A 14,872-nucleotide genomic window follows, 5' to 3' on the forward strand; every position below is an offset into this window, starting at 1 on the left:
GGGCCATCTGCGGCGGCGCCGGGGACGACGCGGCTTCGTTGGTGGCCGCGAAGGCGTTGTCGCGGTATTCGGCCGAATGGCGGGCCCGCGCGCGGCGGCCGGCGTCGCTTTCCCGGGGTTCTTGCATGTCTTGCACGTCTCGCATGTCTTGCGCGTCTTGGGCGTCTTGCGCGTCTTGGGCGTCGTAGTGGCGGGCGCGCCCGCCGGCCGACGGCTCACCGTTGGGCGCACCGACCGGGTTGGCGCCGGACCAGTTGCCGCCCGTCGTCCCGGGCGGCATCCACCGCCCCTGCGCCGCGGCGGGCTGCCATTCGTGGGGCTGCGGCTGGGGTTGTGGCTGGGGCTGCGGTTCCGGCGGCGGCGGGGGTGGCGCCGGGCGGCCCCACGGGGATTGGTGCGCGGATACGCGCGGTGCCGACGGCTGCTGGCGGGGTGGCAGCAGCGGTTCCTCGGGCACGTCGATGATCGAGGCTTCGTCGGGGCGGCTGACCGACGTCATCCGGTCGCTGGACACCCAATCCCGGTTGCCCTCGCCGTTGCGCTCCCAGTCGCCGTACGCGCGGGCGCGCGGCGCCTCGGTCTCGTGCGTCTCGAGCGCCGGGTGGTGCTCGAGGTCGGTGTCGAACAGGATCTCCAGGCTGGTCCGCAGCGCGCTCAGCTCCGCCCGCAGGGCCGCCAGGTCGTCGGCAGCCTGGGCGCGAAATTCGGAGGCCAGCTCCCGACGCAGCTGGGACTCGACGGTCAGCTCGTACTCCCGGCGGGCCGAGATCTCCCGGTCCAGCTGCAGGTCGTAGACGAGCTTGAGGTCGCGGACCCTCGACTGGTCCGCATCGCTTTGGCGGCGGTAGAGCACCGAAACGAACGCGCCGGCGACTGCGGCCCACAGCGCCAGGATGACGGCCAGCTTGAGGAGTTCCACCCGATTGGTGAAAACCAGTGCCGAACTGGCCCCCATCGCGAGGACCAACAACGCCGTCAAGAGCACCCAGCCCGGCCTGCGGCCGCCGCGCCGGGCCCTGGCGCCGCGGGACAGAACGGTCATGGCCTGACTGTACCTGTGCGAGGTCAATCAGCGTGTCGCGCGACTCCGGCGATTCTCACCGCGGTTGCCCGCGGGGCCGCTAGCTTTCCGCGCCCTCGCCGCGCTCGCCGGGATCCTGCGGAGACTTGCAGCAATGCTGCAACCACAAGGCGGCTACCACCAACGCCAGGGCGCTGACGGCGGCCACCACGGTCCCGGTGGTGTCCTCCGCGGCGGCCCGCAGCCACGAGCGTCGCGCCAAGACGTACACGAGCACGCCGATCCACCAGCCCAGCACCAACGCGCCGACCCACGCCGACGCCTTGGCCACCACCACGCTGCGCGCCACCGCCAGCGGGTGCAGCCAGCCCGGGACGGCGCCGATTTCGCCCTCGCTGATCTTGGTCCGCACGTAGCGCGCCCACAGCGCCTCGGCGATGGCCACCGCGCCCAGCGACAGCCCGGTCCAGACGGTGATGGGCGGGAACCACCGGTACAGGTTGACGACCACCAGGTAGCCCACGACGGCAGCGCCCACCACCGCGGCCGTCAGGTCACGCTTGCGGGTCGGACCCATCAGCTCTCGAGCTCGAGAGTCAGGCCGGACAGCCGCACGGCCGCCCGGTCGGCGGGCTCGAGCTCGGCCAGCAGCTGCGCGACCGGACGCGGCCCCTCGGCGACCGTCAGCCGTGCGTCCGGCTCGATCGCCAGCCACGGCACCATCACGAAGGCCCGCAGGTGGGCCAGCGGGTGCGGCAGCGTCAGGCTGGGCTCGCGGGCGATCACCTCGATGCCGTCGTAGCAGGCGATCAGGTCGACGTCGAGGGTGCGCGGGCCCCAGCGTTCGCCGCGGACCCGGCCCGCCGCTCGCTCGAACTCCTGCGCCCGCCGCAGCCAGGCCGGTCCGTCGCACGCCGGGTCCTCGGCGATGAGCACCGCGTTGAGGAACGGCGCCTGCTCGACGCGGCCCCAGGGGTCCGTCTCGTAGACGGGCGAAACCGCGACCACCGCCTTGCCGAGCCCGTCGACGACCGACTGCAGCCGCGCCAGCCGGTCCCCGAGATTGGACCCGATCGACAGCACCACGCGGCTCATGACTCCCCGCCCGCCGGGATCACCGCCCCGCGCCCGCCGCGCCGCGACCGCCGAACCACCACGGCGACGTCGGCGAACTGATGCGCGATGGGGGCCTGGGGCTTGTGGATCGCCACCTCCACGGCGTGCACGCGGTGGTCGCCCATCACCCGGTCGGCGATGTCGCCGCCGACCGCTTCGATCAGGTTGCGCGGGGGCCCCGCGACGACGTCGGCGGCCAGCTGGGCCAGCGCGGCGTAGTCGTAGGTGTGGATCAGCTGGTCGCTTTCGGCGGCGTCGGCCAGGTCGATCCACACGGTGATGTCGACGACGAAGTCCTGCCCGACGGCGCGCTCGTGGTCGAAGACTCCGTGTCGACCACGAACCGTCAAGCCGCGCAACTCGATTCGGTCAGCCATTCGACCCGCCTTGTTTCCAAGCCCCGACGACCTTGATGGCGTCGACCGACGCGCGCACGTCGTGCACCCGCACCCCCCACGCGCCGTAGAGGGCGGCCAGCGCGGAGATCACCGCGGTCGCGGTTTCGCGCCCGTCGGGCGGTCGCGGCGACCCGTCGGGCCCGGCCAGCAACGTACCCAGGAACCGCTTGCGCGAGGCGCCCAGCAGCACCGGGATCCCGGTGGCGATCAGCTGCGGCAGCGCGTGCAGCAGCGCCCAATTGTGTTGTCCCGTCTTGGCGAAGCCGAGCCCGGGGTCGATCACCAGGTTGTCGGGGTCGACGCCGGCGGCCACCGCGTCGTCGACGCTGGCGAGCAACTCGGCGCGTACCTCGGCCACCACGTCACGATAATCCGGTGCCCGGTGCGGGCGCTCGGACGACACCGACCGCCAGTGCATCAGCACCCACGGCACACCGGCCTCGGCCAGCAGCGGCGCCATCGCGGGATCGGCCCGACCCCCCGACACGTCGTTGACGATCTGCGCGCCGCTCTGTAGGGCCGCCCGCGCCACGTCGGCGTGCATGGTGTCGATGCTGACGGTAACGCCCTGGGCGGCAAGTTGTTTGATGACCGGAACCACGCGGGACGCCTCGGCCCGCGGGTCGATGCGGGCGGCACCGGGCCGGGTCGACTCGCCCCCGACATCGACGACCCCGGCCCCCTCGGCGACCATCGCCAGGCCGTGCGCGACGGCGTGCTCGGCGTCGAGATAGCGTCCGCCGTCCGAGAACGAGTCGTCAGTGACGTTGAGGACTCCCATAACCTGCACAGGCGCCGGGCTCACTTACGCAGGATGAGGTCGAGCGCTTCGGCCCGAGAGGCGGCACTGGTCTTGAACAGTCCGCGCACCGCCGACGTCGTGGTGACGGCGCCGGGTTTGCGCACGCCGCGCATCGCCATGCACAGGTGCTCCGCCTCGACCACGACGATCACCCCGCGCGGATCGAGCTTGCTGACCAGGGCGTCGGCGATCTGGCTGGTGAGCCTCTCCTGAACCTGCGGTCGCTTGGCGTACAAATCCACCAGCCGGGCGATCTTCGACAGCCCGGTGACCCTGCCGTCGTGTCCGGGGATGTAGCCGACGTGGGCCACCCCGTGGAAGGACACCAGGTGGTGCTCGCAGGTGGAGTACAGCGGGATTTCCTTAACGATCACCATCTCGTCGTGATCCTCGTCGAACATCGTGTTCAACACGCTGTCCGGGTCGGTGTAGAGCCCGGCGAACATTTCGCGGTATGCGCGGGCCACCCGGGCCGGGGTGTCCTGCAAGCCGTTTCGGTCGGGGTCTTCGCCGATCGCATACAGCAGCTCACGGATGGCGGCCTCGGCCCGCTGCTGGTCGAAGTTGCGGATGCGGGCGGGCGCGGTGTGGGTACCGGGTCCCAGATCGGCTCCCAAATCCGGTAGCGCCATCGGATCCTCCGTTCGTCAGCCGTGCGCCGGCGGGTTGGACCGGCTCACGTCATCGTCCGGCTGCTCGGGCGATTTTCCGGTTTCCTGCGTGGGCTGGCCCGGCGGCGGATAGGGCGGATAGGGCGGGTAAGGAGGGTATGTCGCCTGGCCCTGACCCGGATAGCTCGGCGCCGGCCGCGGCCAATATGGCTGCTGCGGGTGCGGCGCCGGGGGCGGTGCGGGCGGGTACCAGTTATTCGGCGGCTGCTGCTGCTGTTGCTGCTGTTGCGGCGGCGGCCATCCCGGCGCGTGCCAGCCCGCCGGCGCACCGTAGTCCGGCTGGGTCGGGCCACTGGGAACGGGCTGCCGATGGCCACCGCCATGAGAACCGTTGGCGCCGTGGGGGTTTCTGTCGGCCTCGACCCGCGCCGCCTCCTCGCTGGCCCGCGCGATCGCGGCCTTGAAGGCCGGCTCGGCGACCGGCGGCGGCCAGGGCTCGCCTCGCTCGATGGCCAGCTCGCCCGGCGTCTTGATCGGCGGCTTGTCCGACGGGATGCGGCCGCCGAAGTCGTCGAACATGGTGAGCCGGGGCCGCTTTTGCACGTCGGCGAAGATGGCTTCGAGCTCCGGGCGGTGCAGCGTCTCCTTTTCCAGCAGCTCGCCGGCCAGCGTGTCGAGCACATCACGGTACTCGGTGAGGATCTCCCAGGCCTCGGTGTGCGCGGCCTCGATCAGCTTGCGCACCTCGTCGTCGATGTCGCGGGCGACCTCGTGGGAGTAGTCCGCCTGGGTCCCCATGGTGCGGCCCAGGAACGGGTCGCCGTGCTCGGTGCCGTATTTGACCGCGCCGAGCTTGGAACTCATCCCGAATTCGGTGACCATCGCGCGGGCGACCTTGGTGGCCTGCTCGATGTCGGACACCGCGCCCGTCGTGGGTTCGCGGAACACCAGTTCCTCGGCGGCGCGGCCACCCATCGCGAATACCAGCTGCGCGATCATCTCCGAGCGGGTCCGCAGGCCCTTGTCCTCCTCGGGCACCGCGACCGCGTGCCCGCCGGTGCGTCCGCGCGCCAGGATCGTCACCTTGTAGACCGGGTCGATGTCCGGCATGGCCCAGGCCGCCAGGGTGTGCCCGCCCTCGTGGTAGGCGGTGATCTTCTTTTCCTGCTCGCTGATGATGCGGCCCTTGCGGCGCGGCCCGCCGATCACCCGGTCCACCGCCTCCTCGAGCGCCGGTCCGGTGATGACGGTGCCGTTCTCCCGCGCGGTCAGCAGGGCCGCCTCGTTGATCACGTTGGCCAGGTCGGCGCCGGTCATGCCGACGGTGCGCTTGGCCAGGCCGTCGAGGTCGGCGTCCGGCGCGATCGGCTTGCCCTTGGAATGCACCCGCAGGACGGCGCGGCGCCCGGCCAGGTCCGGGTTGCTGACCGGGATCTGCCGGTCGAAGCGACCGGGGCGCAGCAGCGCGGGGTCGAGGATGTCGGGCCGGTTGGTGGCGGCGATCAGGATGACGCCGGCGCGGTCGCCGAACCCGTCCATCTCGACCAGCAGCTGGTTGAGCGTCTGCTCGCGCTCGTCGTGGCCGCCGCCCAGGCCCGCGCCGCGCTGGCGGCCCACCGCGTCGATCTCGTCGACGAAGATGATGCAGGGGCTGTTCTGCTTGGCCTGCTCGAACAGGTCCCGCACGCGCGAGGCGCCCACGCCGACGAACATCTCGACGAAGTCCGAGCCCGAAATCGTGAAGAACGGAACTCCGGCCTCGCCGGCGACCGCGCGGGCCAGCAGCGTCTTGCCGGTGCCGGGCGGCCCGTAGAGCAGCACGCCCTTGGGGATCTTGGCGCCCAGGGCCTGGTACCGGCTGGGGTTCTGCAGGAAGTCTTTGATCTCGTAGAGCTCCTCGACCGCCTCGTCGACGCCGGCGACGTCGGCGAACGTGGTCTTGGGCATGTCCTTGTTGAGCATCTTGGCCCGCGACTTGCCGAACCCGAAGCCCATCCGGGCGCCGCCCTGCATCCGCGAGAACATCACGAACAACCCGACCAGCAACAGCAGCGGCAGCACGTAGACCAGCAGCTCGCCCAGGATGCTGCCCTGGTTCACGACGGTGCTGACTTTGGCGTTTTTCGCCGTGAGCGAATTGAACAGGTCGACGGCGTATCCGCTGGGGTATTTGGTGATGACCTTGTCGGAATTGTCGGTGTCCTTGTTGCCCTTCTTCAGGGTCAACCGCAATTGCTGCTCGCGGTCGTCGATCTGCGCGCTCTTGACGTTGTCGCCGCTGATCTGGGCCACCGCCACCGACGTGTCGACGGGCTTGTAGCCGCGGGTGTCGTCGCTGAAGTAAAAAAACGACCAACCCAGCACCGCCACGACGGCGATCGCCGTGACCGTGCGAATCACGTTTTTCCGGTTCATCAATTCATCGGCCTCGTCGGCCAGGTCCTTCCCCGTACACGAAGCTGGTAAAAGTCCAGGCTACCGCTCTAGGCGATCGCCAGCCCCGGCGGAGCCGGGGCGCAGCGGGTCGCCGCCATTCGGCACAGCGCGATCGCCAGCCCCGGCGGAGCCGGGGCGCAGCGGGTCGCCGCGGGAATCACTCGTAGTAGCGAGCCTCGACGACATTGTCGTCGGGATCGGCGAAGTAGTACGTCTGCGGCGACCACCCCCGGGCCCCGAAGCTGTGCTTCAGCCGCCGGCTGGTGTCCACGCCCTCGGCCTGCAGGCGCGCATCCAGCGCGTCGAATTCCTCTTTCGACACCGCAATGCAGATGTGGTTGACGGGCTGCCCGTCGCTACCCTCAGCCAGCGGCATCAAATCGATGATCGTCTCGTCGCACACCCGCACGCTCGGGAACGGCGCCTCGCCGGCCTCGAACTCCGCCAACCGCAGCGGCGCGAGCCCGACCACCCTCGAGTAGAAGTCCACCGAAGCGCGCGGGTCCCTCGTCCACAGAACCACGTGGTCCAATCGCATCCCCAATTATGGTGCGCGGCGGTGCGCAGGCACCAAGCCCTTTCTCAGTCCGGGCCCGTGTGATTTGGTGAGACCGTGCGTTCATCAACCGAACGGTTAGTAGATACCAATGGCATTCACCTCCGAGTGTTCGAGGCGGGAGACCGCGGCGCTCCCGTCGTGCTGCTGGCCCACGGCTTTCCCGAGCTCGCGTATTCCTGGCGCCACCAGATACCGGCGCTGGCCGAGGCCGGCTACCACGTGCTGGCGCCCGATCAGCGCGGCTACGGCGGCTCGTCGCGACCGGACGCGATCGAGGCCTACAACGTTCACGCGCTGACCGCGGACCTGGTCGGCCTGCTCGACGACGTCGGCGCCGAGCGCGCCGTCTGGATCGGGCACGACTGGGGCGCCGCGGTGGTGTGGAACGCTCCGCTGCTGCATCCCGACCGGGTCGCGGGTGTCGCCGCGCTCAGCGTGCCCGCGACGCCGCGCTCGAAGGTGGCGCCCACTGCGAGGTGGCGCGAGATCTTCGGCGAGAACTTCTTCTACATCCTCTATTTCCAGGAGCCCGGCGTCGCCGATGCCGAGCTCAATGCCGACCCCGCGCGCTTCCTGCGCCGGATGATGGGCAGTGCGGGATCATCCGGCGACGAGGCCGCCGGGCTGCGGATGCTCGCCCCGGGCCCGGAAGGCTTCGTCGATCGCATTCCCGAACCCGACCGCCTGCCGGACTGGATCAGCCAGGACGAGCTGGACCACTACATCGCCGAATTTTCCCGCACCGGATTCACCGGCGGGTTGAACTGGTACCGCAATTTCGACCGCAATTGGGAGACCACCGCCGACCTCGCCGGCGCGAAAATCGCTGTGCCGTGCCTGTTTATCGGCGGATCGGCCGATCCGGTCCTGGGCTTCACCCGCGCCGACCGCGCGTCGGAGGTGATCTCCGGGCCCTACCGCGAGGTGATGCTCGACGGCGCGGGGCACTGGCTGCAGCAGGAGCGTCCCGACGAAGTCAACAAGATCCTGCTGGAATTCCTCGACGAATTGGAGCTGCGATGACCAAGCCACTGCGCTTCGGCGTATTCATCACGCCGTTTCATCCCGTTGGCCAATCCCCCACGGTGGCACTGGAATACGACATGGAACGGGTCGTCGCGCTGGACCGCCTCGGCTTCGACGAAGCCTGGTTCGGCGAGCACCACTCCGGCGGCTACGAGCTGATCGCCTGCCCGGAGGTGTTCATCGCGGCCGCGGCCGAGCGGACCAAGCACATCCGGCTGGGCACGGGCGTGGTGTCGCTGCCCTACCACCACCCGCTGATGGTCGCCGACCGCTGGGTGCTGCTGGACCACCTGACCCGCGGCCGGGTCATGTTCGGCACCGGCCCGGGCGCGCTGCCGTCGGACGCGTACATGATGGGCATCGACCCCGTCGAGCAGCGGCGGATGATGCAGGAATCCCTCGACGCGATCCTGGCGCTGTTCCGCGCCGCGCCCGACGAGCGGATCGACCGCCACTCCGACTGGTTCACGCTGCGCGACGCGCAGCTGCACATCCGCCCCTACACCTGGCCGTACCCCGAGATCGCCACGGCGGCAATGATTTCGCCGTCCGGGCCGCGGCTGGCCGGCGCGCTGGGCACATCGCTGCTGTCGCTGTCGATGTCGGTGCCCGGGGGCTACGCCGCACTGGAGAACACCTGGGAGGTGGTGCGCGAGCAGGCGGCCAAGGTCGGCCGCGACGAGCCGGACCGCGCCGACTGGCGGGTCCTGAGCATCATGCACATCGCCGACAGCCGGGAGCAGGCGATCGACGATTGCACCTACGGGCTGCAGGATTTCGCCAACTACTTCGGCGCCGCCGGGTTCGTTCCGCTGGCCAACGAGGTGGACGGCGCCGCCCAGACGCCGCACGAGTTCGTCGCGGACTACGCGGCAAAAGGCAATTGCTGCATCGGCACACCCGACGACGCGATCGCGCACATCGAAGACCTGATCGAACGGTCGGGCGGCTTCGGAACGCTGCTGATGCTCGGCCACGACTGGGCGTCGCCCGAAGCGACCTACCACTGCTATGACCTGATGGCCCGCAAGGTGATTCCACACTTCAAGGGTCAGCTCGAAGCGTCGCGGTCGTCGCACGACTGGGCCAAGGGCAAGCGCGACCAGCTGATCGGCCGGGCCGGCGAGGCCGTCGTGAAGGCCATCACCGAGCATGTCGGAGAGCAGGAAGGGCGGTCCAGCTGATGCGCGCCGCGGTATTGCGCGACGGCCGCATGGTCTACCGCGACGACGTACCCGAGCCGGTGCCCGGGCCGGGTCAGGTGCTCGTCGGGGTGCGGGCGTGTGGAATCTGCGGTTCCGACCTGCATTTCGCCTCCCACGGCGACGAGGTGGTGGCGATGACCGCTCAGGTGGCCCCCGACGCGGGCGGCATGGGCGTCGACCTGGCCAGCGATGTCTTCATGGGTCACGAATTCAGCGCCGAGGTCCTGGAGTCCGGCCCCGACACGGAGACCCCTCCGCCCGGAACCGTGGTGACGTCGATCCCCGTGCTGCTCTCCACCACCGGAGTCGAGCCGATCGTGTACAGCAACAGCACGATTGGCGGCTACGCCGAGCGGATGCTGCTGTCGGCGCCGCTGCTGCTGCCCATTCCCAACGGCCTCGACCCCAAGCACGCCGCGCTGACCGAACCGATGGCGGTGGGCCTGCACGCCGTCGACAAGTCCGGCATCGCGCCCGGCGAGACCGCCCTGGTGCTGGGCTGCGGACCGATCGGCATCGCCATCATCGCGGCCCTGAAGTCGCGCGGCGTGGAAACGATTGTGGCGTCAGACTTTTCACCGAAGCGGCGCGAGCTGGCCACAGCGATGGGCGCACACCAGACGCAAGACCCGGCCCAGGGTTCGCCGTTCGACACCGTCAAACCCGCGGTGGTGTTCGAGGCGGTCGGGGTGCCCGGGATCATCGACGACGTGCTGCGGCGCGCGCGCCCGGGCACGCGGCTGGTGGTCGCGGGCGTGTGCATGCAGCCCGACACCGTGCATCCGTTCTTCGCGATCGCCAAAGAGATCAACGTGCAGTTCGTGCTGGCCTACAACCCCGAGGAGTTCGGCGATTCGCTGCGCGCGCTGGCCGAGGGTGAGATCGACGTGTCCCCGCTGATCACCGGGGAGGTCGGGCTGGACGGTGTCGGCCAGGCCTTCGACGACCTCTCCGACCCCGAGCGGCACTGCAAGATTCTCGTCACGCCGTAGACCCGCGGGCGATTGTCGGCGGGTCGTGTATAATCGAACATATGTTCGGCGAAGGAGTGCCGGATCCCGCGGCGATGGACGAGCTCGAGCCCGACGCGCTCATCGCGGCCGTCGAGTCCACGTACCGGCAGGAGTCGGTGCTGGTCGCCCGGCGGATGGCCGCCGTGGCGGCATTGCTGGGTCACCGGATGGAGGCCGCGGCGCGGGCCGTGAGCCAGCACGGGTACGCGGCGATCAGCCCGTACGAACAGACGTCCGCGGAGGTGGCCGCCGCGATGAACCTGTCGGCGATGGCGGCGGGCTATTTGGTGTCGGACGCCGAGGCGCTCGATACGCGGTTGCCCCGAATCGCGGCCTTGCTGGGCGAGGGCCGAACGGACTGGCGCACGGTCAGGTTGATCATCAGGCGCACGGATTTGATCGCCGACCACGACTTGATCACGAAGGTCGACCGGTCGCTGGCCGCGCGCATCGGCAACTGGAGCGGCTGGTCGAGGCAGCGCATCGTCAACGCCGTCGACGCCGCGGTGCGCGCCACCGATCCCGACGCCGCACGCGAGCGCCGCGAGTCCGCCGAGGACGGCCGGCACATCGGAATCACCCCGTCGGACAACGGAATGGCGGACGTCTACGGCAGGGTTGGGGCGGCGGCCGCGACGGCCTTCGATCGACGGCTGTCCGAACTCGCCAAGCAGGCATGCCCGAACGACCCGCGGACGCTGGACCAACGCCGCGCCGACGCGCTGGCGGCGCTGACCTTGGGCCGCGATTTGGCCTGCACGTGCGGGCAAGCCGGCTGCACCGCCTCTTTGGCCGAGGGCGAGCGCGATCGGGGCGGGCCTGACGATGCGCAAGCCCATCCGGTCGGGGCTCAGGTGGTGCTCAACATCATGGCCCACGAGCAGACCGTGCGCGGCGAAAGCGAACGGCCCGGCTATCTGGAGGGCTACGGGCTCATCGACGCCGAGCAGGTTCGCGACCTGGCCGCCGCTGCATCCCAACTAGTCGCCGATCCGGTGACGAGCCCGGTGGCGGCGCTGCGCTACCAGCCGCCCGCGGCTCTCGAGCGTGCGGTGCGTTGCCGGGACCTGACCTGTCGGTTTCCCGGGTGCAGTCGCCCGGCCTTCGCCTGCGACCTCGACCATACGATCCCGTTCAACCACCGGAATCCCGCTGCCGGCGGGTTGACGGTGTGGGAGAACCTCAAATGCCTTTGCCGACAACATCATCGGCTGAAAACCTTCGGAGGCTGGCGCGATAAACAGTTGGCCGACGGGACCGTCATCTGGACGTCACCCACCGGGCGGACCTACCGCACCACCCCGGCCGGCGCAGACCTGTTCCCGCAACCGCGCAGGCCCGCGTGTGTCGTCCCGTCCCCCGCCCGGCGAAACCGCTCGAAGCAACGCAGCGCACGGATCGCCAGGGCGCGCAAACACAACCGGGAGCAACGACCCGTCAACGAAGCCCGGCGGTTGCTCGAACAGGCGCGAAAGCGAGAGATCGCGGACAGAAAGTTCCGAAATCACATGCGCGACATGCTGTTCCTGTTCAAGGGCACGCCGAGCACCAGTCCCTTCTGCACCTGGATCAACGACCCCCGCGAACCCGAGGAGCTGCCACCGGACTGGACGCCGGAGCGGGACGACCCGATTACGCTGCCCGACGACCCGCCCTTCTAGGACCCCGGGCCCTCAGCGGCTTGCGAGCGCGGCGAGGTCCTGCGGCCCGGCAGCCGGGTAACCACCGGCGGACTGCACCCGCCTCGACCAGTCGCCCACCAGACCGGTCAGCTCGTCGAGGTCGTCGCCCAATGCCGCGACGATCGGCGCACACCCCTCGTCGGTAGCCACCTCGATCGCTTCGCGAGCTGCCCGGCCCGCATCGGTGAACGCACCGTCGCGGATCAACCCCCGCGACTGGAGCCGTTCCTCGGCCGCGGCTAAATCCGGCTCGGTCCAGGCCCTCGATCGGATGTAGCTGCGCAGCGGCAGGCCCCAGTAGAGCTCGGTGAGCAGGCCGATCTCCACCGCATCGAAACCCGCTGTGGTCCAGACGTTCACGTGGACGTCGCCGCGGTACTCACGCAGCTCGTCCGCCAGGCGCCAGGCATCGGCCAGCGCCTCGCCCGGCAGACCTTGGGCGACGAGACCGGCGAACAGGGGCTTGCCCGCCGACGGCAAATCTTCCGTCGCGCGCCGGAGCAATTCCACCGCGCGACCGACGCCGTCCGGGTCGGCGCCCAGGATCCGGCGCAGCTGCCGCGCCGCGCCGTCGGTTCGGGCCGCGCAAAGCGTCGCCGCGTCGGCCAGCGTCCACCCGTGGGCGACCGCCGGCACCACGACCGCCGGGTTGAACACGGCGAACGCCGCCGCGATCACCTCGCCGGGCACCTGTCCCATCACCGAGCCGCGGCTGCAGAAGTAGGCCGCGCCGTCGGGCATCGCGACTTCCCCCGACTTGCCGGGACTCGGCCCGAACCCGAGGGCCGCATAGCCTTCGTGGCATTCCGGGGCGAAATACACCTGCCCCGCAAAAGGTTCGATCGCGAGGGCGAGCGCTCTCGCCGGTGTGAGGGTCATGGGGAGTAATCCTGGCACAGCGTCATCGGCACCGGCCAGTAGGCACAACTGGCCGGTCCGCAGCTGGACAAAGCGACCTCGATCTCAGAGATCGCCGGCCGCGGCGCACCACCGGCGCCACTTCAGCAGGTCCGAAGACAAGAGACCGCAGACCAGAAATTCCGAAATAGCTTGCGCGACACGCTATTTCTTTTTCAAAGGCACGCCCAGCAGCAATACTTTCTGCCACTGGATGAACTGCGGTGAAGCTCCAAACATCGGTCGCCACACCAGGTATCGATGCGCGCGCACCGTGCCTACAGGGTTGCCGCGCTCGACGGCCGATCGAACGGCGTTGCCCTGAGCCGCGCTTCGAGCGGGATACCCGAGTTGTTCGTCGTTCAGTTATCCGGCAAACGGGGGCCGTGCCATCACCGTCGGACGGAACCCGTAGCGCGGACCCGCGCCCATTCGGCCGGTGTCAGCGCCCACCAGCGGCATCCCGCCCAGCACGCTTCCCGGCGCTGACGTCTCCGGGGTGGTGATGAGGCGGCTGATCGCCAGTGGCGCAGCGCCGGGAGCTGCGGCCGGGCCTGCGGCCGAGGCCCAGGAGGCCGGCACGGAGAGGCCGCCGAGCGGGGCGGCAGTACCGAGACCCACCTTGATGGCGCCGCCCGCGCCGCCCAGGCCCCCCCCAATCGCGGGTAGGGTCGCCGCGGCCCTGGCCCCGTCGCTGGCCGCCTTGGCGGCCGGCACTGCAGCCTTCGACAGCGATAGAAAGTGGGTCGACATGCCGGTAGCGCGATAAAGCATCGCGAGGGAGTTCTGGGTGGGGCTGGCATATTGCGACCACAAGCCCACCAGAGGATCGTCTTTCAACATGTCCGAGACCGATGCGAGGGACTTACTCAATGAGCCGGACGACGCGAGGTTTTGCAGCGCGGAGGGCATTGAGGACAGCAGCTGCGTCTGAGTCGACTGCACGCCCGTACCGGCCGATGTGCCAGCGGCTCGGCTGACCGCGGCGGCCTGCATGGCCTGTCCGGCGGGATCGGTGGTCTGCACCGGTTCGGTGAACGGCGTCACCCTGGCAGCCGGTGCACTGTGGGCGGCGTAGCCGTACATCGCGGTGGCATCTTGAGCCCACATTTCGCCGTATTGCCCCTCGAGCTGGGCAATCAGCGGAGTGTTTTGACCGAGGACATTCGTGGAGACCGCCTGGGCCAGCTGGGCGCGGTTGGCCGCTATCAGCGGTGGCGGCACCGTGGCGGCGAACGCGGTCTCGTAGGCCCCGGCCGCGGCCCTGGCCGAGGCAGCGGCTTGTTCGGCTTGCACGGCGCTGGCTCGCATCCATGCCACATAGGGTCTGGCTGCGCCGGCCATTTGCATCGATGCGGGGCCCATCCACTCTTCGCTGCTCAGTTGCGCGATGACCGTGTCGTAGCCGGTGGCTGCGGAGTCCAGCTCGGCGGCCAGCATGTTCCAGGCCCATGACGCGGCCATCATCGATGCAGACCCCGGGCCGGAATACATGCGGGCAGAATTGATCTCTGGAGGTAACGCTCCGTAATCCAGCATTTATGGGCCCTCCTCAGCTGGAAGCGGCGGCGTTGATCGCCTCGGTGGCCTCGTACGAGCCGGCAGCGCAGCTCAGCATGTTCACAAACATCTCGTGCATCACCGTGGCCCGGGCGCTGACGGCCTGATACATCTGGGCGTGCGTGGCGAACTGAGCCGCGACCAGCACCGAGACCTCGTCGGCGGCCGCGGGAACCACTCCCGTCGTCGGCGCTGACGCAGCTGCATTCTGTGCGGCCAGCCCCGCACCGATGGCAGCCAAGTTCTGGGCTGCGGCGGATAACGCTTGCGGCTGGGTGGTCACGAACGACACGGTGATGCTCTCCTCGCTGGTTCGGGTCTCAACGGCCTTCGAAAGCCGTTCGCCGCAAGGTTAGGTACTCCGCGGTCACTAGTGCATTACTAACTACAAATGTTCATTTATAGCTACCAGACGTTCATTTCAACGGACTGATATTTATTTGAACGCACTTGCGATCATCTATGTGAACTGACGTCCACTTATCGGGAAGGCGCGTCGAGGACGGAGAAAGGGCTTCCGTGTTCATGACATGCGGCCGACGGTGT

At 69.4% G+C, this 14,872-nt stretch carries 15 protein-coding genes; 4 read left to right on the forward strand and 11 right to left on the reverse strand.

Annotated elements, in window-relative coordinates:
• The 8 genes from BST11_RS12985 to BST11_RS13020 form a co-directional block, all read right to left on the reverse strand.
• Positions 1-1,042 (reverse strand): DUF6779 domain-containing protein (locus tag BST11_RS12985; protein WP_142276326.1); only part of this gene is annotated, 1,042 nt, incomplete at its 3' end.
• 79 nt (positions 1,043-1,121) lie between these two features.
• On the reverse strand, positions 1,122-1,598 hold the full coding sequence (locus BST11_RS12990) for a DUF3180 domain-containing protein (protein WP_083138373.1): 477 nt from the start codon (positions 1,596-1,598) through the stop codon (positions 1,122-1,124).
• Positions 1,598-2,116, reverse strand: coding sequence for a 2-amino-4-hydroxy-6-hydroxymethyldihydropteridine diphosphokinase (gene folK, locus BST11_RS12995; RefSeq protein WP_067318534.1), 519 nt, complete (start codon positions 2,114-2,116; stop codon positions 1,598-1,600). The genes BST11_RS12990 and folK overlap by 1 nt, the downstream gene beginning before the upstream one ends.
• Positions 2,113-2,514, reverse strand: a complete 402-nt coding sequence (gene folB / locus BST11_RS13000) for a dihydroneopterin aldolase (RefSeq protein WP_083138374.1) — start codon at positions 2,512-2,514, stop codon at positions 2,113-2,115. The genes folK and folB overlap by 4 nt, the downstream gene beginning before the upstream one ends.
• Positions 2,507-3,340 carry a dihydropteroate synthase gene (gene folP, locus BST11_RS13005; RefSeq protein WP_142276327.1) on the reverse strand — a complete coding sequence of 278 codons (834 nt, stop codon included), beginning with the start codon at positions 3,338-3,340 and terminating at the stop codon, positions 2,507-2,509. Before folP ends, folB begins: the two co-directional genes overlap by 8 nt.
• Positions 3,337-3,969, reverse strand: coding sequence for a GTP cyclohydrolase I FolE (gene folE / locus BST11_RS13010; protein WP_083138376.1), 633 nt, complete (start codon positions 3,967-3,969; stop codon positions 3,337-3,339). Before folE ends, folP begins: the two co-directional genes overlap by 4 nt.
• A gap of 15 nt (positions 3,970-3,984) precedes the next feature.
• Complete coding sequence (gene ftsH, locus BST11_RS13015; RefSeq protein WP_083138427.1) at positions 3,985-6,363, reverse strand: ATP-dependent zinc metalloprotease FtsH; 2,379 nt, start codon at positions 6,361-6,363, stop codon at positions 3,985-3,987.
• Positions 6,364-6,541: 178 nt separating this feature from the next.
• Positions 6,542-6,922: a VOC family protein gene (locus tag BST11_RS13020; protein ID WP_083138377.1), complete on the reverse strand. Its 381-nt coding sequence runs from the start codon at positions 6,920-6,922 to the stop codon at positions 6,542-6,544.
• Positions 6,923-6,997: 75 nt separating this feature from the next.
• Here BST11_RS13020 and BST11_RS13025 point away from each other — a divergent pair, with 75 nt between their 5' ends.
• Genes BST11_RS13025 through BST11_RS13040 form a run of 4 tightly spaced genes read left to right on the forward strand, consistent with a single transcriptional unit; the run spans position 6,998 to position 11,848 of the window.
• Entirely contained in the window at positions 6,998-7,966 is a 969-nt protein-coding gene (locus BST11_RS13025; RefSeq protein ID WP_142276328.1) for an alpha/beta fold hydrolase, read from the forward strand.
• Positions 7,963-9,153 carry an LLM class flavin-dependent oxidoreductase gene (locus BST11_RS13030; RefSeq protein WP_083138378.1) on the forward strand — a complete coding sequence of 397 codons (1,191 nt, stop codon included), beginning with the start codon at positions 7,963-7,965 and terminating at the stop codon, positions 9,151-9,153. Before BST11_RS13025 ends, BST11_RS13030 begins: the two co-directional genes overlap by 4 nt.
• On the forward strand, positions 9,153-10,166 hold the full coding sequence (locus tag BST11_RS13035) for a zinc-binding dehydrogenase (protein ID WP_083138379.1): 1,014 nt from the start codon (positions 9,153-9,155) through the stop codon (positions 10,164-10,166). The genes BST11_RS13030 and BST11_RS13035 overlap by 1 nt, the downstream gene beginning before the upstream one ends.
• Positions 10,167-10,207: 41 nt before the next feature.
• Entirely contained in the window at positions 10,208-11,848 is a 1,641-nt protein-coding gene (locus tag BST11_RS13040) for an HNH endonuclease signature motif containing protein (protein WP_372509764.1), read from the forward strand.
• Positions 11,849-11,860: 12 nt separating this feature from the next.
• Here the strand turns inward: BST11_RS13040 and BST11_RS13045 are convergent, their stop codons facing one another.
• From BST11_RS13045 to BST11_RS13055, 3 genes are all read right to left on the reverse strand, one after another.
• On the reverse strand, positions 11,861-12,748 hold the full coding sequence (locus BST11_RS13045) for an SCO6745 family protein (RefSeq protein ID WP_083138380.1): 888 nt from the start codon (positions 12,746-12,748) through the stop codon (positions 11,861-11,863).
• Positions 12,749-13,132: 384 nt separating this feature from the next.
• Positions 13,133-14,305 carry a PPE family protein gene (locus BST11_RS13050; RefSeq protein ID WP_083138381.1) on the reverse strand — a complete coding sequence of 391 codons (1,173 nt, stop codon included), beginning with the start codon at positions 14,303-14,305 and terminating at the stop codon, positions 13,133-13,135.
• A 13-nt stretch (positions 14,306-14,318) separates the two neighbouring features.
• Positions 14,319-14,618: a PE family protein gene (locus BST11_RS13055; protein WP_083138382.1), complete on the reverse strand. Its 300-nt coding sequence runs from the start codon at positions 14,616-14,618 to the stop codon at positions 14,319-14,321.
• Between the last annotated feature and the right edge of the window lie 254 nt (positions 14,619-14,872).

This window comes from Mycobacterium alsense, assembly GCF_002086635.1.
Lineage (GTDB): Bacteria > Actinomycetota > Actinomycetes > Mycobacteriales > Mycobacteriaceae > Mycobacterium > Mycobacterium alsense.